Source organism: Rhizobium sp. AAP43 (assembly GCF_001296045.1).
Lineage (GTDB): Bacteria > Pseudomonadota > Alphaproteobacteria > Rhizobiales > Rhizobiaceae > Allorhizobium.
In genome coordinates this window covers 1-21098 of the sequence record NZ_LJHS01000007.1, presented here as the reverse complement: position 1 = coordinate 21098, position 21098 = coordinate 1, and the positions used below count along the sequence as shown (strand labels likewise).

Here is a 21098-nt window from a genome sequence, read left to right as displayed (position 1 = left end):
AGTTCAGAATGCCTTAGGGCACGAAAAGGCGGAGAGGGCGGGCAGACGGAAGGGGTCGAGAACCGAACCAAACTGGATATCAAAGGACGCCTTCAGGCCGTTCTGCTCGAAAGTCGCGCGAAACAGATCACGATCACCCTGCGGCACGAGTGTCGAACGATCGAAGAGCCGGAACAATGACCAATCGCCAGTGGCCGTCAAACCGTTCTGCCATCCACCGGGCTGAAAGGCGAGGCTTGAACTGTTGTTCCCCTCCTCAGAAGGCCAGTTGATGGACTTTGAACGGATAGGGCCATGGAAATAAATGACGGGCTGTCCGCCGAGCTCCAACTTGACAGCATTGGCTGCCTGGCTGAGCGAAACAGGAGTAACGTTGACGGAGACCTGCGGCACCTTCGCGCCATTCGGGAAGAAGGCGCGGGTGATCTGATCCGCATAGCCGAACTGCGCCACCGCTTCACTCTCGATACCGCGTGAACCGAATGTACCCTTCCAGCTCCAGGGCGTGCTTGTTGTATCAACAAATGGCGACAGCCTCTGATCGAAAAAGGTCTTCATGACGCCATCTGGAGCGAACAGCCGCACGAAATCGGCAAGGGCGGCATCGCGGCTAGACTGACGATCGAAGGGATAGCGTTCCAGAACCACGCTTTCACAGAAATTTGCCGCTTCGGCCGACCAGGCTTCAGCAATCCGCGTTCGGGCAGACTTGACAGCCAGCGAACCGATATCCGCAGCAACACCCGCCATCAGAGTGTCAGCCGGTGCAGGGAGACGGCGCGCCTGCTGCAGCAAGTCCTGATTGGCCATCGTCAACTGACTATCGACATCGAAAACCTTGGCAAGCTCGGCGGATGAGGTGGTAGCCCGCGATAATTGTTCGCCAAGCACGGAAAGTCTGGCGATCAGCTGCTGCATTTCGGTCTGCGCCTGACCATCGGCACTTTCACCCGCATTTGCATCAAGCATTTCCCGGAGGCCGCCATAGGGATCGGGCGGAGAAGCGTGCACGACAGAAGCGAAAGCCTCGGTGACGCCTTTTCCTCCGGATGCCGGAGGGGATGTCACGATCGAAAGATCTGTCTCGCGTGCGATAGCGCGTAGCAGCAATTCGACCGGGTTGGGCTCGCTGGCCAGGATTCGGGTCGTTTCCGCCGCATCGGCAATCGTCTGCGACGGCTTGATCACAAGATCCGCCAGCAATGATCTCCACTGACGCTCGAATTCGGCATGATAGAGCATCAGTGCGGCCTGGCCGACAGCGTCAATCGCTGTCTCGGGCGGATTGGCTTCCCCCCGCACCCATTCTTCATTCACCGCATCGCGGGCAGCATCGTCAAGACGCAATGACACCACCGTCCGGTAGCCAGTTGCCGTGAAAATACCGGCAAGCCCATTCCGCAGCAGCTTACCCGATCTGCGGATGAAAGCACGCTCACCCAAGGGACCGAGAGCTTGGGCTGCTGTCCAGTTCGGCAGGGCCTGGGCATCCCGGTGCTGTACGAGAATATGGAAGGCGCGATCGGCAACGCCGATCTCACGAATACGTTCGCGTGCTTCTGCAATGAGGCGATTGTCAAGTTCGACGGAGGAAAGCGTCCCCGACGCCAACACTGCGGTATGGCGGGTCAGCGCATCGCGAACAGCTTGGCGCGCTTCACCAGGATAGAGCCTCGAATACATGATTTCGGCCTGGCGTTCAGCGAAATCGACATCCATGGGGCCGAGACCGCCAAGCATTCCATAAAATTTCAATGCATCGAAAGTCTGTTCGGGATCATTGCTCATCTGCATGTCACGCTGCAGTTGAACAAGCATGCGTGGCAGAAGCAGTGCATTAAGGGCACGCCGGTAGGCGTCACGCTGGCGGCCTTCTACCTTCGCCTGCTGGTCCAGACCAAAGCTCAGCGGCCACGCGCGGGTGACATCGAAATCTGTCGAGACGGCCGCCAGATTATCGATAGCAGGAAGAATACGGAGAAAATCGGTATCGGCGACATTCGTGACCGGAATTCCACGAATGAGCTCTTCGAATGCATCGAGGCGGCGCTCAGCGCTTAACAGGGCGGCCCGGTTCTGCACATAGGTAGCAATCCAGCTGGTGAGTACCACGGAAACGGCGATGCCGGCGATTGCATAGGCCGCCCGACGCGTCATCACCTGGCGCCGCGTCAACCGCTTGTCGCGCGCGACGAGTGCGGCTTCGCCGAAGATTACCTCCTTGAAGAGCCGCGTCAAAAAATAGCTGCGTCTCGGGCGCACACTGCCGCCTGTGGCTCCAGCTTCACTGACCTGGGTTCCAGAGGCGAAGTAGATGCCCCGCAGGAGCGGTGGCTCAACGAGTTTCGAGCTGGCACATAACTCCTCGACCACATCCTGAAGCCGCTCGCGCAGCGCGGCAAACTCCGCCGGAAACCGGAAAATACGACCGCGGACTTCAGCGCTCGGCTCCTGCTGAAGCCGTTCGATAAGCATGGCACCGACACGTTCCTGAAGTTGAGCGAATTCCTCCGAGACGCGTTGCGGCAAGTCCTCCATCGCCTCGCTTTGCTCCAGAGAAAAGGTCGTGCCCCAGACCTGCTCCCGATCACTGCGATTGAAGCCGTCGAAGAATTCGATGAAACCGGTCAGAAGGTCGGCTTTTGTCAGCACCAGATAAACAGGAACACGGACCTGCAACTGTTCGTCCAGCTCCGCAAGGCGCTGGCGAATGATGCGGACCTCATCCCGTTGCGACTCCGGATCACGGCTGATGAGATCACCGATTGACAGGGTGACCAAGGCGCCGTTGACGGGTTGCGAGCGGCGATACTTGCGCAGGAGCCCTAAAAAACCTTCCCAACCGGCCTTCGCCGTTCCGTTCAGGTCGTCCTGGGTGGTGTAACGGCCGGCGGTGTCAATCAGGATTGCATCGTCGGTAAACCACCAATTGCAATTGCGCGTGCCGCCAATACCTTGCACAGAATTGCCGCCCAGCGCATCGCCCAGCGGAAAACTCAGGCCCGAATTCGTGAGAGCCGTTGTCTTTCCGGATCCTGGCGCGCCAAAGATGACATACCAGGGAAGCTGGTAAATGTAGCCAAAGCGCCTCTTGGTCACACGGCGCAGCAGTTGTAGGGCGTCCTTCAGCCGGGCATGGATCTCGCCCACTTCCGCACTCTGGCTGGCGGCAGCTTCGGCCTCAGCGCTCTTCTCTATCCCGTCGACAAGTGCAGTGTCTCTGCGCCGATCCCGGATGATCGTGAAAACGAGATATCCAAGCCAGGCAAGGCTTACCGTCGCGACCAGCAGGATCCGGATGTTGACGCTCGCCAGTGGCTTGAAGCTGCCGAAAGCGAGAAGAAAACCGTAGAACCAGATCACAACGCAGAGTGCGACAACCCAGATGACTGAGATGAAGCGGCGACCAACCAGGCCGGCATAGGCCTCGACATAGGATCGGATGGTATAAAAGAGACTCAAAGGATTCATGGCTGGCTACCTGTACTCGGTTCGGCAGGCTCGCTTGCTTCGACCACAGGAGGCGCGATGTCTTGGCCGCCAAGATGTTGCCGGGGATCAGTCAGAACGAGTACTTCTGTACGTCGGTTCATTTCTCGGCCTTCTGGCGTGTCATTGGAGGCAATCGGATCGCTGTCGGCGCGCCCTTCCGTCAGGATGGCCTCGGTACCGGTATAGGCGCCTAGAATTTCGCCAACCGCCTTGGCACGCGCCTCGGACAGGTGCCAATTCGAAGGAAATTGTACGGTCTTGATTGGAACATTATCAGTATACCCGACGACGACCGCCCGGAAACGATCGGCAGCAAGGGCTGCTCCAATCCGCTCAAGCAGATCGCGAAACAGTGGGCTGACCTCGGCGCTGCCCGTCTCAAACAAACCGGAATTGTTGATCCGGATGCGAAGCCTGCCTTCGGCATCCGAGAGCGTCACCAGCTTCTTGTCGACCTCCGGCTGAAGAAAGGCGAGAAGTTCCTCGATTGGCACCGGGTCGGGCTTTCGTGGAGGCAATTCAGGAATGACAGGCGGCGGTGCGACAGCAATGGGCGCCGGATCTTCAGCAGGTGGCGTCGGTAGAGGCGGCGTGGTCATCACCACACTCGGCGTCTCGCTTGGCGGAAGTCCGGCAAGACGCGTGAACGTACCGTCTGAAATCCCATTCAGGGATAGGGTGAAGAACAGATAGCCAAGGGCGAAGATAAGCGCCACGACGGACAACAGGGTCCATAGCGCCGTAGCGGTCTTAAGCGGCCGGTGGCGGGCAGAAACACCGCGCCAATGGGGTGACAGTTCCCGTTCGAAGATGCCGTATTGGCCAAGCAACGTCTTGTATAGACCATCACGGATACGGCTAAGTTCAAGGTTGCCGCGAGCAGAAACACGCATACGGCCTTCGAAGGCAAGCGATAGCGAAAGATAGATCAGCAACAGGATATCCTTGGCCGATCCAGGCGTCTGGTGAAAATGGTCAAGAAGATCGAAAACTCGCTCGCCACCCGTCACATCCATATGAAAGGTCGACACCAAGCCTGACCGGGCCCAGCCGGCAGTCACCCCCCAGGGCTTGCTAAGGACCACATCGTCCAGCGTCGCGCAGATGATGTAGTGCGCAGCCCGAGCCCGTTCGGGACTGATCCTCGCCGCGCCAAGATCACGCTCGTAGCGATTGACCACTTCAAACGAAACCCGGCGCAGTTCGTCGATATCCGGCTGGGCGTCTGTTTTTCGAATTTCATGCGATAGATTGAGCAATGGCGCTGCAGCGCGCACCAGCATTGGCACCTCTTCGCCGCCCAAGCTGAAGTCACGAACCAACCTTTCGACGGACCAGCCAGTGCGATCAACAGATGCATCTCCCGACGCCCTGTTGTTTTCCGGAGCGACGATCACATCGTCGAGCAGATCTGCAATTCGAGCAGCGGCTTGCTGCTTCGCCCGTCCGCTATCGGTAAGTTCAACGATGGTCGGCAAGCTCTGCCAGGAAGAAGGATCCCTGCTCATGCTCTCAACGCCCAGAGTTCCATCTGCAGTTCACGGAAATCGCCGGAGAGATGCAGAGCAATGGCACCCGAGGTATCGAGCTGCTTCCAAAGCGGGTTTTGCGTATCCAGCTCAAAATAGATCGTGCCCGACCGATAGGGGAGCTGGCGTGGGAGAACGGGCAAGGGTCGCACCGGAATGCCGGGGAGTGCGACATTGACAAGTTCGGCAATGCGTTCGACTGGACCAACCTTGATCTGGGCCGGAAGCTTGCGCCGGATATCTTCCGCCGGCATGTCCGCCCGGATGGCGAGAACGAAACCCGCATCTCGCAATAGCGTCCGATCGTGGATTGTGCCAACCCGAACACCGTGACGCCGCTCGGCAAGCTCGATCGATACGGCCGACTGTTCGAGTACCGCAGACAGCGAAGTTCGCAGCTCATCAAATACCGCCGCAAATGTGGCCTTAAGATCCTTATGCCGATAGGGCGGAAACTCGACTGCCCGCTTGCGTTCTGTGGTAAAGGTTGCGAGTTCGCCAGCAAGCTGGATGCAGGTTTCGAAAAAGTCGACCGGGTGCAGACGCGTGGCGTTTGCAACCATGTGCTGAAGCAGGGGATCAGCGCGATTGAGGATCTGCAAGAGAAAATAGTCTCCCACCTCCGCCGTTCCTCGGATCGTCGGATCGCCGATACGCTCGGCAATCGCCTCGGCACGATGCCGCACGATGCCAAGTAATTCTCCGACCAAGTCGCTCAAACGACGTTCTGCCGAGAGGGTCAGGGAAGGAGCCAGATAGTCGGCATCGAGAATGACGGCCCGGTCTGAGCGGACCTCGACAACCCTTGCGACCCCGATCAGATCGTAACCTGCCATGTCGTCGCCGCTCTTCAGATAACGTAGAGCCAGCCGCCCAACTTCTATCTGAGCCATGAAATCAGTTTCGACATTCGCGTCGGGTGCCTCGTAGACGGAGCCGACATGCCGGATCTGGTTACGCAGACCCACCCCGTTTATGGTCGTGTCGGCACGACCCGGCTGGCGGGTCGGCAAGGCAAGATAGACGATCGTGTTCTTCACCGTCTCATCGAGATCGAGAGGCGGTGGCAGGTCGGTATCAAGCGGCGCCTCGAACGGCGTGCCATCCGGCAAGATTCCGGCAACCGAGACGAGGGCAAATTTACCTGTCGCAAGCGCGCTGCGGTCGATCGCAAGCTCGGACACGCCCCAAGGATAGGGCGAAAGAGGACGGATCGAGGTTCTTACCAGCCGTTCGGTCCAGCGGTCTGATTGCTGGAAATGCTGGACGCGAAGGAACATTCCCTCGCTCCAGGCTACGCGGTTCTCATTCCTCATCGGAGGTCTTTCCTTGTTTGGCGAGGCCGGCCCTCCCGGGCGTCTCCTGCAGTGGATCGGCAGACACACCGGCACGCATCAGATCGAAGGCGGAAAGGTTTCGCCCATCGGTCACGAATTGCGCGCGATAGATCCGCCAGTAGCGAAGGGCTTGCAGGGGGCCAAGCGGCAGACCGCTCTGCGCATCGACACGCGCTTCGATCATTCGTGGATTGAAGATGCGGTCACTGTTTGAAAGCAACCGGTCAAGGTTGGCATGGAGTCGTTCGTGGACGGTGAGAAGCGCTATGAGGCGACCATCGATATCGACGCGATCGGTGAGAGTATCTGCACTGGTCCCATCGTCACAGCCGAGCAGGCCGCTGAGCAAGCCGACCTGCCTTTCCAATCGATCGACAAGCGGCGTTAACGCGGCATCCGAATCCTGCGCCACTGCCGTGCTCCCGCTTTCAGGCAAGCCATCGGCTAACTGAGACGGCGCCTTTGCCTGTCCCCCGCCAATCTTTGGCGCAACCGAAATTGAAACTTGCGTCGCTGCTCCATGTTCAAGCAGACCGCCGAACTCAGATGTCGGATCGGCGTCCCAGTCTGCGGGGAGGATCGTGCCAAAATCCCGCGGGTCTGGTGGCCCGGACCACCCAATCTCAACATTGCGGGAGGAGGAGACGCCTTTGATCGCAATCGAGGGACGAACAGGCAATTCAGCCGTTTCAGACGCACCGAGAATACCGCCAGCAATGCGTCCGCCAGGAACGATATCTGAGAGGATGGCGGAAATCGTCAGAGGCTCATCGGAAAGCGCGTAGTCCCCGGCGAAATCACCGTCAGTGCCGCTTGGCTGCCCGCTGATCGAAACTGCCAGTTCCAGATTGCCGATTGTCACGCGACTGCCGTCGGCAAGGGGTGCGGATGCGCCATCCTGCACCAAAACTCCATCGACCCAGGTGCCGTTTGAGCTCCGGTCAACCAGCTGGAAGCGATCACCCTGGCGTTCGACAATGCAATGGAGTTTCGAAGCGACCCGCAGATCCTGTGGTAGCTTCCAGTCGCAATCGGGCCCGCGGCCTAGTGTTTTTCGGCCACGGTCGAGAACCATCCGATTGAACTGGCCAACTTCCTTGCCACCGATCGGCATCAGTTCGATCTGCATGTTGCATCCTCCGATATCCGCCGCTCAACCGAATGGGCGTTGACGATGGCATCACGGCTGTCTCGCTCGGCCGGTGCTATCCGTGCCCAGCTGTTCCAACCGAGGCGAGGAACATGACCGGCCTGACTCAACGAGGAGAAAGGAACATCATCCTTGTGGAGGATAACCTGAATATCAAAATCGAGAACCGGGCCGACATAAAGGCGAGTGAGTGCCACCACTTCCCGGATGAAGCGGCCATCTGGAGAGAAGCGCAAATAATCGCCGTAGCGCACCGGTCCAACCACGATCCGGAACGAACCAACAAGGTCGCGAACAGCCGAGCCCGCCGACGTATTGATACCGAGCCGCACAGCGCTCGACTGCCCCATTCGGGTCTGTTCATCCAGCGGTATCGCCAGCCAACGTGGACGGAATTGCTCGATTTCAATCGGTAAGCCGGTCAGGTCACCAAGCATTGCACGCAGGCCAGATGCATGACGGGTCTTGTCGGAAAAATATCCAGAGAACCGCAGGAGGAGGTCCTGCTCAATGCCAACACGATCGACCAGCTCATGTGTTCCGAGGCCAGCCAGGGAAAGGAGCGCCTTGATGAAGCCACCATGCTCGCTCGCACCGCGCCAGCGCAGCCGGCGGGCCAGCCTATATTTGTCACTTGCGTCGGCAAAAAGTTCGGAAACGCGACTATTGAAAAGATCGAAGAATGCCGAGAGTGCGCGCGCGCGATTGCGCTCCTCGCGCAGGACGAGCTCGTTATAGGCGTGAGGCAATGCGCCGACCGGGCCTGTAAGGTTGGCGAAGAGCGCACGGATCTTTTGGCGCGGTCCGCGTCTTTCATAACCGCTGACCCCAAGTGGTGCGGGCGAAACACCGACAGGGGCGACAATATCGAGCAAGCCGTTGGCCGAAGTTTGCGCCACCCGCAAGGCTGTCACCGGATCGAAACTGCCGGGTTCGCGATCGAGGCGGTCTGCCAGAGTGTCCGTGATTTCGCTGATCCTATGGGTCATGCCATCATTCCCGTCAGATCAACGGACGTTCGGCCGCACGGGCCGGAAAACGAGCGACCGGTTCACTCATGCCCTTCATCGTGACAGTGAGCCGTGTAAAGCTGTTCATCGAGGTGTAGAGGCCGAAGAAGCGGTCGAGCACGAGACCGAACAGATGGGCAGTGGGCTGATCGATGACTGCCGGATCAAAAGAAACGTTCACCTCCGTACCGGAAACCATTCCGCCATGCTCCATCCGGGCAAGCGACTGATGCGTTTCAACAGCGGCAATCGCATCCACCAATTGTCGTGTTTCAGGCGTATCGCGAAAGGCATACAGCGACAGGATATCCTTGAGGGCTCCGCCTTGTCCGTCTGCGATCGACAGATGGTTCAGAACCAGATGAGAAACTAGCCGCCATGCACGCCCCTCCCGATCGTTCATCCTGACGGCCGGTGTTGGCGGTGTGAGTGCCATGACGGAAGCAACCGCCTCATGACCGGACGCCAGCTGGAGATGTGGATGTCCACCACCGAAGGGTAATTGTTCCGGAAGGTCACGATTGAGACACAGGGCATCGATGCTAGCGACCGTGTCGAGCGGGGTTGCGTGTCGCTTGTTGGGGTCGACAAACGCGATATCCGTGTCGCTCGTGCCATCATCCTCGTCGAAACGGCGATAGATCTGGAAATAGATACTTGCGCCGTTCGTTCGTTGGGAGCGGCCGAAAAACGGCTGGCATGTCTGGCGCCGTCCCGCCACATCTGTCAGCACGACACGCTCGACGCTGTGAATTTCGCGGGTCTTCTGGCGCCGGGCATCGGCGATCAGTCGATATTCCGTCCGGGTTCCGTCAATCGCCACAGGTTCGCACCCCTGCCGGAACAGATTGACGGCCGGGCTTGCATGAAGTGCGATGTCGCGTGCCGTCAAAGACCGCTCAAGCTTAGGATCGCTCTTGCGAAGATAGATGAAGACTTCCATCGCATCGCCCTGCCAAGCCTCAAGCCCCGCGATCTCCAGGAAGAGAAACTTCTGGGGGAGGGCGAAGAATTCGCTCAGCAGCCGATAGCCCGCGAAGCTAGCGGCGGGATAGGGAAGCATAGCCTCGTCAGACTGGAAACCGACCGGTGTCAGCTTCGAGGCCGGCATGAATATAGCCGTCCGGTCGTCTGCATGGCGCGCAAATGCAAAACCCGCAACATGGTTGACCAAAAGCTCATGCATGCCAACGGCCTGTTGCCACGGCGCGGTGAGGCAAAGCCGAAGGTGGGTGAGCCCCACGGCTGAAAGAGGGAGCCGTTCATCAGTGGACCGGAGCGATAGACGCAAACAACCGGCCACGCCCGGAAAGGGGGCCGGCGGCGCTTCAACCGGCTGCCCTGTCAATTTGGCCGCAACAAGCTCGACCGGGGCTATGCGCACATCCTGCGTCGTTCGGAAACGGCAACTTTCGCCGCCGATCGGCTCCGCCACGAGTTCGCTGTGACGCGGGATGACCTGTTGGCTGGCCAGGGTGCGACCCGGCTCGAACTGGACGATGGTCATAGACGGTATTGGCGCGAGATAATGTGGATAGAGGGTTTCCAGCATGCTGTCCGTGAGTTCGGGAAACTCGTCGTCAAGCTTCTGGCGGATGCGCGCCGCGGAATAGGCGAAGCTCTGGATCAACCGCTCCACATGGGGATCGTCCGCGACCTCGTCGGACATGCGAAGGCGACCCGCAATCTTGGGAAAAGCATTGGCGAAGCGGCCAGCACGCTGGCGGAGCGCTGCAAGCTCTTCGTTGTATCGCGACAGAAAGCCTTCAGCCATGAGCGACACCGTACTCAGCACTTCGGCCTCCGTCGACGCGGAAACGCTGGGTTGCCGGGTCGATGGTCGATTCGAAGCTGATCGGCGGCATGCCGTCATGCAGGCGGAAAGTCGCCTCGATCCGCAGTCTAAGCGCACGCTCAGTAACAGTCCTGCTCTTCAGAATCGTCACCTGAATGTTATCCAACCGGGTTTCGAACCGGCGAATTCGGCGCTCTATGGACCGCGCCAGCATGAGCTTCGCTTCATCGGTAATAAGGTTCGCTGATACGGCTCCATCAATCCCGTAGCCGAGCAACGAATTCTGCAATTCGACTAGTTTTGCAGGTGGAGTCCTGATCGGTTTGCGGCTGTTCAGGAGCGCTTCGAGGTCGCGCCGGATGCATTCGCGCATATCTCGCACCTGATCGACATAGCCGCTCATCGGGTCTGCCGAACTATAAGGCGCGTCATCCAGAAGCCGATCCAGTATGGAACGTGCAACCTGCCGTTCACGCGGACGGAACATGTCCAACGGATCAGCCATGGACAGCCTCTTCGGTGGCGATGTTTTCGAGCAGGCCGAGTTCATGAAACGGGACCAGGGTCTCACCACTGAGGAAGCAACGCTGCCCCAGCCCGACCGTCAAGCCGGTCATGGTCTCAACCCATTCTGTGCTTCGGCCAAGGCGTTGGGTCGCGTCGTCACCGGCCGTGCCATGATAGATTGCCGGTAGCAGGACTGGTGCTGTTGCGCCATCCATCAACGTAAGTTGCGCAGGTCTGAAGGCCAAATCGCGAGGGCGGCTGATTGGATCGAGACGGAGCTGTCGGACACGCGAATAATCCACCCAGAGATACGATCCTCCGCCCATGATCACTTCGAATGCATGTGGGAGGCGATCATCCAGGTCGCGAAAATCAGACACATTCTGGCCAGCAACTGACATCGGCCGCTCTGCGCGCGCCGTTTCCAAGGCGGTGAGAGCCGCGCCAGTCTCGTTTCGATTGCCGGCTCGATCTGCGACGGCAAGCTTGAGAGCGAGCGTATCGAGCCCGGTCGGCCCATCGGGGAACTCCGGAACGGCGCCCGTCTCATACCAAGCATTGCGCGCCGCCATTCCACGCAACTGATGGCGCAGCATGGCAAAGCTCATCACCTTCGATGAATCGAGCGTGGCAGCAAGGCCGCACTGATCGTCGGCGCGCTCGTAGTCGCCCACCAGGATCAAGAGATCGATGTAAAGCTGACGTGCCTGCGGATCGGACGGGGCCGTCTTCAGCCTTGCCTTGCAGGCTTCAAGACCTGCTCGAATGTCGTTGCTCGACAAAAGGGCATCGACTTCTTGCGAAAAGCTCATGCGGAAATCCTTTCCCGTGAAGCAGGGCCAGAGGCCAGGCCGACGGTGTCTCTCGCCATCTCGGCGATCAGGTGAAAACTCGTGGAAATGTCGTCGAGCTGGAAATGTGGCTGCAGCCGCACCGTGCAGGAGAAACAACCGGGCTTGCCGGGCACTTCCGCTACGGTGATGCCAGCCGAGCGCAGCGGATAGCGTACTCGCAGCGAAAGATCTGCATCGTCATTCCCGAGTGTGTATCCGCCAAGCCACTCGTCCAGTCGACGCTCCAGCGTTCGGGCATCCGAAATCTGTCCGATTTCGTCGCGCATGATCACCTTGAGGAAATGGCTGAAACGGGAGGCGCACAGCACATATTGTAGCATCGCAGCAAGTCGGGCGTTCTGGCGGGCCTGTTCGGTCGAAAAACGCGATGGAGCATGAAGCGACGGATTGGTATTGAAGATGGCATTGGCCGTCAGATAGGTCGTGCCGATTGGAATGACGCCGAGATCGCCGAGTTGTTGCTCCTGACCGCTGGACAGTCTGATCTCGACCGGCGGCTGGGCAGAAAGGCCTCCACTCTCCGTACCGAAGTCAAGCGGCGGCAATTGCTGTTCCGAAAGGAGTCCGCCATCGATGCCATCCTGGGTAACACCCCGAATATCGGCAAACCAACCACTTTCGATGAAGTTTCGAATAACGATGGACGCGAAAGCAAAAGCACCATTGCCCCAGAGCAGCGTACGACCATCCGCTGCGATTTCTTCGCGAAAGGGGAAGAGATCGTCGCGCCTGCGAGAAAGGGGAGGCAGTGGGCTGCGCATCAAAACCCTTGGTGCAACGAGACCAAGGAAGCGGGCGTCATCCGCCGCACGCAGGCTATTCCAGCGTAACCGCCTCGGGTCAGTGGCGAGAAAAGAAAAATCATGCACGCGATCCAGGTCAGCGAAACGTTCAAGCCCGATCGCCTGCGGCGTGGCACCAGCCACGAAAGGACAGAAAGCGGCAGCTGCAACCAGGGCAAGCTGCGCAAGCGTGCCCACGGTATCTCCACCGCTCGGCTCCTCTGGCGACAGCAGATAATCGCCGACCAACAAGCCGAAGGGTTCGCCGCCTGGCATGCCGAATTCGCGGCTGTAGACAAGTTCGAAGAGGTGGCTCTGGTCGAAATCGGCGGCTCGCTGGATGGATCGGGAGAGATCCTGCCAGGAGACTGCGAGAACCTTGACCTTGACGTCCGGGCCTCGGGCCGCCTCCACGACAAGCATGGCAAGCCCCCGCCATCTTGCCTCCATCGCCATGAAGTCAGCATGGTGAAGAATGGCATTGACCTGGCGGTTGAGACGATCGTCGATAAGATGGATCAACTGATCCACTCTCCGTCGCAGATCCGAGCGCGTGTCGAGCATGGGTCCTGTGCCTTGCTGCGCGACAGAGACAGATGACGGCAATGCGCCACCTGTCTCCGATAAGCGCGTCAGTTCTTCGTCGGAATACGGGCGACCATGCGCAGAGAGGTGGTGAGCTCTTCCATCTGCAACCAAGGACGCATCCAAGCCACAGCATTGTAGGAACCCGGCCGACCGGGGATTTCCTGAACCGTCACCTTGGCATCGCGCAGCGGATATTTGGCGCGAGACTCCTCACCAGCATCGTCGTTGGCGTTGACATAGTTCGAGATCCATCGGTTAAGCCAAGCCTCGCAACCTTCCGCTTCCATGAAGGAGCCGATCTTGTCGCGACCCATGACCTTCAGGTAATGCGCGAAGCGAGAGGTTGCCATGATGTAAGGCAGGCGCGCGGAGACGGCAGCATTCGCTGTCGCCTCGGGTCGATCGTAGGTTTTCGGCTTGTGGGTCGTCTGGGCCCCGAAGAAGACCGCATAGTCCGTGTGCTTGTAGTGGCACAAAGGCAGGAAGCCGAGCTTGCCAAGTTCGGCATCGCGACGATCCGTAATGCCGACCTCTGTCGGGCATTTCAGATCGAGATCGCCCTCATCGCTGGAAAAGACATGCATGGGCAGGCCTTCGACCTTACCCCCGTTTTCGGCACCGCGGATCGCCGTGCACCAGCCGCTCTTGGCAAATGCTTCGGTCAACCGCGTGCCCATGACGTATGAGGCATTCATCCAGCAATAGGAATCATGCGCCAGTTCGCCGGAGGTCGAACCGCCAGTCTCGTCATAGTTGAATTCGTCAATCGGTGTCGTGTTCGGCCCGTAGGGCATGCGGGCAAGAACGCGCGGCATGGCGAGCGTAACGAAGCGAGAATCATCACTTTCGCGGAAGCTGCGCCACTTCGCGTATTCCGCCGTCTCGAAGATCTTCTCGAGATCACGCGGCTTGGCCAAATCACGGAAGTCATCAAATCCGAACATGTGCGGACTCGCAGCGGCAATGAACGGTGCAAAGGAGGCCGCTGCAATCATTGAGACGCCTTGCAGCAGTTGCACGTCCTCGAACGAATTACCGAATTCGTAGTCACCGATCAAAGCCCCCATCGGCTCCCCGCCGGGCGTACCGAATTCGTCTTCATAGATCGATTTGAACAGCCGCGACTGATCGAACTCGACGGCCTTGGCAAGGTCTTTCGAGATCTCGCGTTTGCTGGCGTTCAATACGCGGATCTTCAAGTTGACGCTCGTCTCGGAGTTCTTCACGAGATAGTTCAGGCCTCGCCAGGAGCCTTCCAGCTTGACGAATTCCGGCGCCTGCATGATCGCCGCAAGCTGGAGGGAAATAGCCTTGTCGATTTCTGCAATGGCATTGTTCAACGTAATCGTCAGATTACGGTCGTAAGAGACCGTGCCTTTCATTGCCTGTTCGGTCAGCGTACGCAGCAGATCCTGCGCCCGATCCGGCTCCGTCTGGCGCGTCGCGGCCACGACTTTGGAAAGCAGGTTTTCGCCCTCAGAGGAAACTGCTTCTGGTCTCGCCTGCACTTGCGTTTCAGCACTCATCTTCTTGTCCTTCCGCCGAGGTGACGCCATGTCGACGTGGCACCCCAAGTGATGGATCTGTCCTGCCCTGTCTCAACGACGGGGAAAGGCAGTCTCATTTTCCGTCGTGGTTCTTCTCGCCGAGCTGGCCGACAAGGGCGGCAAGATCGCCCTTGTTCTGCAGAATTTCTTCAAGGAGACGCTCCAATTCTTCGGAACGGTCAGCCTTGCTCATCAGGTCTCGCAGCTCGTTGCGTGCATCAAGCAGTGCCTTCAATGCTGGGACCTGCTGGACAACAGAGCCTGGCTCAAAGTCTTCCATCCGCTCGAATTTCAGGGAAACACGCATCTGGGAACCATCGCCCTGCAGCGTGTTGTCGACGGCGAGTTCAAGTCCAGGCGACATGCGCTGCATCACGTCATCAAAATTATCGCGATCGATCTGAACGAACTTGCGCTCACCGAACGGTTTTAGCGGCTGCGTGGGATTGCCGGAGAAATCCCCCAGAACACCGACAACGAAAGGCAGTTCCTTGACGACCATCGCCCCTTCGGTTTCAACTTCATACTTGATGTGGACACGTGGCTTACGGACCCGCTCCAGCTTCTCGTGAACACTCGCCATTTCTTGCTCCTTCATGCCGATGCGGCAGATCCAATTCAGTCCGTTCGTCAGTTTCCCCGTCGATTGGCAAACCGACGGCATGTCTTGTCGTCAGGCGTCCAGATTCGGACGTATGCCAGCTGCCGTGAGGACCGCCTGGCGCTGTGCCGCATCCGGAAGGAGTTCGGCCAGCAACTGGGAGAAGTCCATGCGCCCGCGACGCACCAGGGTTTCGATCGACATCGAAATCGGTGAATGGGGCTCGGTCTTACGAAAATATCGCGCCACGCCGAGCAGCACTTCGAAAGCGTCGTCTCTAGACCGAATGGCATCAACGCGTGGCGGCACAGCGGCAGTCTGCTTCTGCTCCGGCAAAACAATGCTCTGCTCCGGCATCGGATCAGCGGGCAACAGCAACCCGAGCGGCTCCTCTTCAATGCGGGCAAGGTAACGGATCGCGTTTGCGGCCTCGACCAAAGCATTTCGTATGTTGGAGCTCGGCGGCGCTTGAGCACCGCAACGTTCAATCAACAGCTCGGTCAATCGATCAAATAATGAAATACAGTCTCGCACGGCCCCTAAGTGCTCGACCATAGCCGACTGCCCCACATCAGCTGCGGCCTGCTGGAGAGCCTCTCTTGCTCGTTCCTCTCCAGGGCGTTGCGAAACCTGGAAGTCCCAGAGCGAAAATTGCGAGAATTTGGCATTCGGTGTCAGTGGTGTGAGCCGTATCGCTTGTATCAGCGTTCCCTCACTGCCAATCCCGTTGAGACCTGCAAGCGGCGCGAACCTTTCTTCGGGATCGTCGTCTCCTATTGAATGCAGATCATCGAAATAATGTTCTATAAGCGACAGCGTCACTTGGTACACATCTCGCAATCCGGCAAAGCCTTCAAGCCGCAACTGCGCCTCCATCAGCCACGCAAGCACCTCAATGTCCTTGCCGCGCGATGACAGAATACTCAATCCAAGATTGCGAACCTCGACCCAAATCGCTGAAGAATTGACAGTTTGCCCCGGCTCGACACTGCGCTCAGCAGCACGCGCCATAGTCCTTGCATCCTTAATACTGAAATAAATCTCCCGAGAATCAGTATTACTCCTGATGTTAAATCCGCACGGACGATCTTCTGAAATTGGAGCGATCATAGATTCTATTTTCATGCGAATTCATTTCTCATGATCTGGCTTTTGGTCAAGATACAGATTCACACCGGTGAAAATTTACATCCTCTTTTCGTCGTCAAGAAGATGACAAAAGTGTGACGACGAATGGTTTTCAAAAAATACTGGAGTTTGTGACGTCTTACACTCGACAATCCGAATGTACGGACCTAGCTCTTTCGCTACAACCTCTGCGTGGGTTTAAATCTTCAGCCGGGACGACAATTCAGCAATGCCGCAGATCGAAATAGACCGCCTCGTGCGAAAACTGGAGCCGTCTCTGCATGTCGGTTTGGAAACAGCAGCATCGATAGCCGTCCGTTTTCAGCATCCTGCCGTCGACCTGTCGCATTGGCTGCGCGCTCTTACGGACGATACTGCCTTCCTGCAGGTCGCCGAGGCCGCCAAGATTGATATCGGCGTCATGCGCCGGGAGCTTGATCAGGCAATCGCCGACATCGCCCGGACCGATGGCCAGTCCCTCGTGTTGTCGGAAAATATTCTGACCCTTTGCCGCGAAGCATGGCTTGCTGCCTCCTTACAGGGTGGCCGCGAGTTGATTGCAGCCTCGGACATCCTGGTAACTCTCCTCGACGAGTCATCGCTGCGGATTATCGCACGCGGTACGGCCCCGAGCTTGCTGCGCGCCGATCGCGCGGCACTCGAGGCCTTGCGCGCCGCACAGGTAGGGGCCGCGCCGCAGAGCACTGCCAGCGTCGAGACCCATGGCGTTGCATCTGCAGAGCAACAGAACGAATTCCTGAGGCTCTATACCCGCGACCTGACCGAGGATGCGCGGCAGATGCGGTTGGATCCGGTCATTGGGCGGCAAAATGAGCTGCGACAAGTGATCGATATCCTGATGCGTCGTCGGCAAAACAACCCAATTCTCGTTGGCGAGCCTGGTGTCGGAAAAACGGCAGTGGCCGAAGCCCTCGCGATCGGCATTGCCTGCGGTGATGTGCCAGAACGCCTCAAGGCAGTTCGCCTGTTGTTACTGGATCTCACTCTGCTCCAGGCTGGTGCCGGCGTAAAAGGGGAGTTCGAGCGGCGTCTTCACGGCGTTGTCGATGCCGTAAAGACGTCAATGCAGCCGATAATTCTCTTCGTCGACGAGGCACACAGTCTCATCGGGGCAGGCGGGCAGGCAGGGCAGGGTGATGCCGCCAACATCCTGAAGCCTGCTCTCGCGCGCGGGGAACTCCGGACCATCGCGGCCACGACATGGAGCGAATACAAACGGTTCATCGAGAAGGATGCGGCGCTGACGCGGCGCTTTCAGATCGTACAGGTGCTTGAGCCCAATGAGGCAACCGCGATCCGAATGGTGCGAGGGGTCGCTCCCAGCCTGAAACGCCATCATGGTGTGCGAATTCGCGACGAGGCAATTCAAGCTGCGGTAAAACTGTCGGCACGCTATCTGCCGGCCCGGCAATTGCCAGACAAGGCAATCAGCCTGCTGGATACGGCCGCTGCATCCGTCGCGCTTGCGCGCCAGACACGCCCCGAGAAACTTTCGGACCTCGCCCACGAACTGAAACTCGTTACTGACGAGCGGACCTGGCTTTTGCAGGAGCCCGAAACAGAAGAGCGCAACAGCCGGATCGAGGCCGCAAGCGCCGAAATCGAAGATATCCGCCGGGAAATTTCCGTGCTCGAAGTGCAGCACGCCGCTGAGGTCCTGCTGGTTCAGGAGGCCGATCGGTTGGAGCAACTTTCCGCTCACGACGAGGATCTGCAGCCAGCCTCGACCTTTGCGGCCGACAATGTCGGGAACGTCGCCGTTCTTGCCGCGAGCCATCGGGATGAGAGGCCTGAAGTCACTCTCTTGAAGGTCGAGCGCAGCCTGGCGGAGATTGTGGGCGACACGGCGCTTGTGCCGCGCGTCGTCAATCGTGATGTCGTTGCGGCCGTTCTGGCCCGTTGGACAGGCATCCCGGTCGGCAAACTCCTGGCCGACCAGGTCGAGGCTGTATGCGGTCTGGATCAAAAACTCTCGACACGCGTCCTCGGGCAAGACAGGGCCATTACCCGGATTGCAGCCGCCATGCGCGCCGCCCGTGCTGGCCTTGCTGATCCCACTCGTCCGCCGGCGGTCTTTCTGCTTGTCGGGATGTCGGGCACAGGCAAGACGGAGACCGCGCTTTCGGTTGCCGACATGCTTTATGGCGGCAGCCAGCACCTGACCACAATCAACATGTCCGAGTTCAAGGAGGAGCACAAAGTCTCCATGCTCGTCGGATCACCACCCGGCTATGTAGGCTATGGCGAAGGTGGGGTGCTGACCGAAGCCGTTCGGCGGCGACCTTTCGGCGTGCTGCTGCTTGATGAAATCGACAAGGCTCATCCGGGCGTACAGGACATCTTCTACCAGGTATTTGACAAGGGCGCGCTGCGCGACGGCGAGGGCCGCGATATCGACTTCAGGAACACCACGATCTTCATGACCGCCAATACGGGGTCGGAACTCCTGGCGCAGCTCGCAGCCGACCCCGAGACGATGCCCGAAGGTGAAGCGCTGGAGGCAATGCTGCTGCCCGAGTTGCAGAAGCATTTCAAGCCGGCCTTCCTCGGCCGCACCACCATTCTGCCTTTCATGCCGCTGACGGCAGAGAGCCTTCTCGGCATCATCGACATCCAGCTTGAACGCATCAAGGCCCGCGTCCTCGCCACCTATGGCGCAGCAGCCGTCCTGGCGGGCGAAGCGCGGAGCGCACTCGTCGCAAAGGCACAGACCAGCGAAATGGGCGCCCGCGCCATCGAATTGATGATCATGCGCGACCTGATGCCGGTTCTATCCACATACCTGCTCGGCACACTGACCCGCGGGGTCAAGGTAACGCGCATCACCATACGGCACGACGGTCACAGCTTCACCATTGAGGCTGAGGAAGGCGAGGTCGCAACACAATCGGGCACTGCCACACATGCCGGCAGGCCGGATGAAGAAACCCCGCAGCCCAGTCAGGCTCGGGGAGGGCACGACACTTGAACGACGTGCCGTAAACGGACGCAGTTATTTCACAGGAGACAGACGCATGCCGATTTATCTGCAGATCGATGGCATTCAGGGCGACGCCACGCACGAGCAGCATCGCAAATGGATGGATATCGAAGCCATCCATTGGAATGTCGCGCGCAACATGAACACATCAGCCGGTTCGGCCGCGAACCGTGAAGCGTCGGAGCCGACGGTCTCGGAAGTCATTCTGACCAAGGTTTCGGATTCCTCTTCGACCAAGCTGTTCCAGGAAGCCTGCTCGGGTCGGACCGGCAAGCGCGCCGTGATCCATCTGGTCACCACCGGCAATCCGGGCGACACCTATATCGAGTACTCGCTGACGAACACGCTGATCGCCAGCTATTCCATCGATTCCAACGGCGACCGGCCGGTCGAGACGATCAAGCTGAATTTCACCAAGATGGAAGTGAAGTACACGCCTTATGACGATAACCATTCGCCGCAGTCGCCGATGATCGCGTCTTACGATCTGGCGACCACCAAGGCTTCCTGAACTTCCTTTCCGAAAACCTGCGCCGGCATCAGCCGGCGCAGCACGCTGGCTGTTGCCTCTGGGCAACGGCTTGAACCTTTTGACCCATGTGAGGATGCCGGATGCCAAGCCGCTTAACCATCCGTGCCTTGATAAACCGTCCAGGTCGCTTGAGCGTGACCGCTCTCGGCTTCTTGGCAGTCGCCGCGATCATCGGATCGCAGCCCAGTTCGGCGCAGCAGGTCGATATCTTTCGGATGAGCGGTGAACAGCTTCTGGCCGGTCTCAAGGGCGAAGCCGTACCTGAGATCACCAATCCGGACCTCAGGCGCCAGGTTTCCTACGACCGGGCGGCCGCCTATGTCGCCGGCGTTGCCGACGCAACCGATGGCACCGCCTGGTGCATGGAAGGCGGCATCCTGCTGCACGAATTGACGGATCGCGTCTTCACCGAGCTGAAGACCGCGCCGGCAGACGCGCTTGCTCGCAACGCGGCAATCCCGGTCCTTGCCGCCCTCACCAAATCCTTCCCCTGCAAAGACGATTGACCCGGAGCCGATATGATCACCGTTGCCTTTGACACACTGAATTCAAACTATTCCGGTAGCACGCCGTTCAAATCCAACTATGTCAGCCAGCAGGATCTGTTTGCCGAAATCGGCTGGGACAGCTTTCTCAACAATCCGCTCTACGCCAACACCTGCGCCGTGCGGATCAGCCTTGCCCTCGTCAAGTCCGGCATCAAGATCGCGCCGAAGTCGCACAACATCCTGAAGGGCACCCATTCCGGCAAGGGCATCCAGGTTTCGATGCGCCGGCTGGCCGACCTTCTCGCCACTCCGGGCTATCTCGGCACGCCTGAGACCTTCACGCCCCGCACAGCCCAGACCGGGATCGCCGCGCGCAAGGGCCTCGTCGCCTTCAACGAAATCCCCGGCTATGCCGGCGGCGGCCATATCGATCTCGTGACCGGAGCCGCGGAAGCTGCCCAATGCGCCTCGGCCTGCTACTACCAGTCCCGCTCGATCTGGTTCTGGCCGCTCCTGTCCAGCCGCACCGCGTGAGGCTGGAGATCCGCCCATGACCGAACAGTCCTCCTCAGCCGATTTCATCCAGGCAAGCCGCGTGTTGCGGCTTGTCTCGCCGCTCGGCGCCGACCAGCTGCTGCCCGAACGCGTGGTGATCGAGGAGGGCGTCAACCGCCTGTTCGAGGTCCGCATCTCGGCGCGCTCGAAGAAACCGCAGGTGAAGCCGGAAGAGTTGATCGGGCGGCTGATGGATGTCTCG

17 protein-coding genes are annotated in these 21098 nt (G+C 59.0%); 5 read left to right on the top strand and 12 right to left on the bottom strand.

Annotated features, from left to right (window positions below; genetic code table 11):
• Nucleotides 1–3 precede the first annotated feature (3 nt).
• From tssM to tssA, 12 genes are all read right to left on the bottom strand, one after another.
• Nucleotides 4–3471: a type VI secretion system membrane subunit TssM gene (gene tssM / locus IP76_RS06700; RefSeq protein WP_054157439.1), complete on the bottom strand. Its 3468-nt coding sequence runs from the start codon at nt 3469–3471 to the stop codon at nt 4–6.
• Nucleotides 3468–5000 carry a type VI secretion system protein TssL, long form gene (gene tssL, locus IP76_RS06695; protein WP_054157438.1) on the bottom strand — a complete coding sequence of 511 codons (1533 nt, stop codon included), beginning with the start codon at nt 4998–5000 and terminating at the stop codon, nt 3468–3470. The genes tssM and tssL overlap by 4 nt, the downstream gene beginning before the upstream one ends.
• Complete coding sequence (gene tssK, locus IP76_RS06690; RefSeq protein ID WP_054157437.1) at nt 4997–6337, bottom strand: type VI secretion system baseplate subunit TssK; 1341 nt, start codon at nt 6335–6337, stop codon at nt 4997–4999. The genes tssL and tssK overlap by 4 nt, the downstream gene beginning before the upstream one ends.
• Complete coding sequence (locus IP76_RS06685) at nt 6327–7487, bottom strand: FHA domain-containing protein (RefSeq protein ID WP_054157436.1); 1161 nt, start codon at nt 7485–7487, stop codon at nt 6327–6329. Before IP76_RS06685 ends, tssK begins: the two co-directional genes overlap by 11 nt.
• Nucleotides 7472–8497, bottom strand: a complete 1026-nt coding sequence (tssG, locus tag IP76_RS06680) for a type VI secretion system baseplate subunit TssG (protein ID WP_054157435.1) — start codon at nt 8495–8497, stop codon at nt 7472–7474. Before tssG ends, IP76_RS06685 begins: the two co-directional genes overlap by 16 nt.
• A gap of 13 nt (nt 8498–8510) precedes the next feature.
• The gene (tssF, locus tag IP76_RS06675) at nt 8511–10292 is read right to left on the bottom strand and encodes a type VI secretion system baseplate subunit TssF (RefSeq protein ID WP_054157434.1); all 1782 of its coding nucleotides are present in this window, start codon (nt 10290–10292) and stop codon (nt 8511–8513) included.
• Entirely contained in the window at nt 10285–10818 is a 534-nt protein-coding gene (gene tssE, locus IP76_RS06670) for a type VI secretion system baseplate subunit TssE (RefSeq protein ID WP_054157433.1), read from the bottom strand. Before tssE ends, tssF begins: the two co-directional genes overlap by 8 nt.
• Complete coding sequence (locus IP76_RS06665) at nt 10811–11632, bottom strand: type VI secretion system accessory protein TagJ (protein ID WP_054157432.1); 822 nt, start codon at nt 11630–11632, stop codon at nt 10811–10813. Before IP76_RS06665 ends, tssE begins: the two co-directional genes overlap by 8 nt.
• Nucleotides 11629–13020 (bottom strand): type VI secretion system contractile sheath large subunit, encoded by a 1392-nt coding sequence (gene tssC / locus IP76_RS06660; RefSeq protein ID WP_054157431.1) that lies wholly within the window; start codon nt 13018–13020, stop codon nt 11629–11631. Before tssC (IP76_RS06660) ends, IP76_RS06665 begins: the two co-directional genes overlap by 4 nt.
• A 68-nt stretch (nt 13021–13088) precedes the next feature.
• Nucleotides 13089–14570 carry a type VI secretion system contractile sheath large subunit gene (tssC, locus tag IP76_RS06655; protein ID WP_054157430.1) on the bottom strand — a complete coding sequence of 494 codons (1482 nt, stop codon included), beginning with the start codon at nt 14568–14570 and terminating at the stop codon, nt 13089–13091.
• Nucleotides 14571–14664: 94 nt separating this feature from the next.
• Nucleotides 14665–15174: a type VI secretion system contractile sheath small subunit gene (gene tssB, locus IP76_RS06650; RefSeq protein ID WP_054157527.1), complete on the bottom strand. Its 510-nt coding sequence runs from the start codon at nt 15172–15174 to the stop codon at nt 14665–14667.
• A 90-nt stretch (nt 15175–15264) separates the two neighbouring features.
• Entirely contained in the window at nt 15265–16317 is a 1053-nt protein-coding gene (tssA, locus tag IP76_RS06645; protein WP_082352437.1) for a type VI secretion system protein TssA, read from the bottom strand.
• A gap of 232 nt (nt 16318–16549) precedes the next feature.
• Here tssA and tssH point away from each other — a divergent pair, with 232 nt between their 5' ends.
• The 5 genes from tssH to IP76_RS06620 all read left to right on the top strand — a co-directional run.
• Nucleotides 16550–19309, top strand: a complete 2760-nt coding sequence (gene tssH / locus IP76_RS06640) for a type VI secretion system ATPase TssH (protein WP_082352436.1) — start codon at nt 16550–16552, stop codon at nt 19307–19309.
• Between the two features lie 46 nt (nt 19310–19355).
• Nucleotides 19356–19832 carry a type VI secretion system tube protein Hcp gene (locus IP76_RS06635; RefSeq protein WP_054157429.1) on the top strand — a complete coding sequence of 159 codons (477 nt, stop codon included), beginning with the start codon at nt 19356–19358 and terminating at the stop codon, nt 19830–19832.
• A gap of 101 nt (nt 19833–19933) precedes the next feature.
• Nucleotides 19934–20359 carry a Rap1a/Tai family immunity protein gene (locus IP76_RS06630; RefSeq protein WP_054157428.1) on the top strand — a complete coding sequence of 142 codons (426 nt, stop codon included), beginning with the start codon at nt 19934–19936 and terminating at the stop codon, nt 20357–20359.
• A gap of 12 nt (nt 20360–20371) precedes the next feature.
• On the top strand, nt 20372–20875 hold the full coding sequence (locus IP76_RS06625) for a type VI secretion system amidase effector protein Tae4 (RefSeq protein ID WP_245281406.1): 504 nt from the start codon (nt 20372–20374) through the stop codon (nt 20873–20875).
• A 16-nt stretch (nt 20876–20891) separates the two neighbouring features.
• The coding region (locus tag IP76_RS06620; protein ID WP_054157427.1) for a hypothetical protein at nt 20892–21098 on the top strand (207 nt) is incomplete at its 3' end.

Bases quoted from the DNA above. Each gene is read 5' to 3' on its own strand.
- tssF (WP_054157434.1), bottom strand. From the start codon at position 10,292: ATGGCTGAAGGCTTTCTGTCGCGATACAACGAAGAGCTTGCAGCGCTC.
- IP76_RS06625 (WP_245281406.1), top strand. From the start codon at position 20,372: ATGATCACCGTTGCCTTTGACACACTGAATTCAAACTATTCCGGTAGC.
- tssE (WP_054157433.1), bottom strand. From the start codon at position 10,818: ATGGCTGATCCGTTGGACATGTTCCGTCCGCGTGAACGGCAGGTTGCA.
- IP76_RS06635 (WP_054157429.1), top strand. From the start codon at position 19,356: ATGCCGATTTATCTGCAGATCGATGGCATTCAGGGCGACGCCACGCAC.
- tssK (WP_054157437.1), bottom strand. From the start codon at position 6,337: ATGAGGAATGAGAACCGCGTAGCCTGGAGCGAGGGAATGTTCCTTCGC.
- tssC (WP_054157430.1), bottom strand. From the start codon at position 14,570: ATGAGTGCTGAAACGCAAGTGCAGGCGAGACCAGAAGCAGTTTCCTCT.
- tssB (WP_054157527.1), bottom strand. From the start codon at position 15,174: ATGGCGAGTGTTCACGAGAAGCTGGAGCGGGTCCGTAAGCCACGTGTC.
- tssL (WP_054157438.1), bottom strand. From the start codon at position 5,000: ATGAGCAGGGATCCTTCTTCCTGGCAGAGCTTGCCGACCATCGTTGAA.
- tssG (WP_054157435.1), bottom strand. From the start codon at position 8,497: ATGACCCATAGGATCAGCGAAATCACGGACACTCTGGCAGACCGCCTC.
- IP76_RS06630 (WP_054157428.1), top strand. From the start codon at position 19,934: ATGCCAAGCCGCTTAACCATCCGTGCCTTGATAAACCGTCCAGGTCGC.
- tssA (WP_082352437.1), bottom strand. From the start codon at position 16,317: ATGAAAATAGAATCTATGATCGCTCCAATTTCAGAAGATCGTCCGTGC.
- tssH (WP_082352436.1), top strand. From the start codon at position 16,550: ATGCCGCAGATCGAAATAGACCGCCTCGTGCGAAAACTGGAGCCGTCT.
- IP76_RS06685 (WP_054157436.1), bottom strand. From the start codon at position 7,487: ATGCAGATCGAACTGATGCCGATCGGTGGCAAGGAAGTTGGCCAGTTC.
- IP76_RS06665 (WP_054157432.1), bottom strand. From the start codon at position 11,632: ATGAGCTTTTCGCAAGAAGTCGATGCCCTTTTGTCGAGCAACGACATT.
- tssM (WP_054157439.1), bottom strand. From the start codon at position 3,471: ATGAATCCTTTGAGTCTCTTTTATACCATCCGATCCTATGTCGAGGCC.
- tssC (WP_054157431.1), bottom strand. From the start codon at position 13,020: ATGCTCGACACGCGCTCGGATCTGCGACGGAGAGTGGATCAGTTGATC.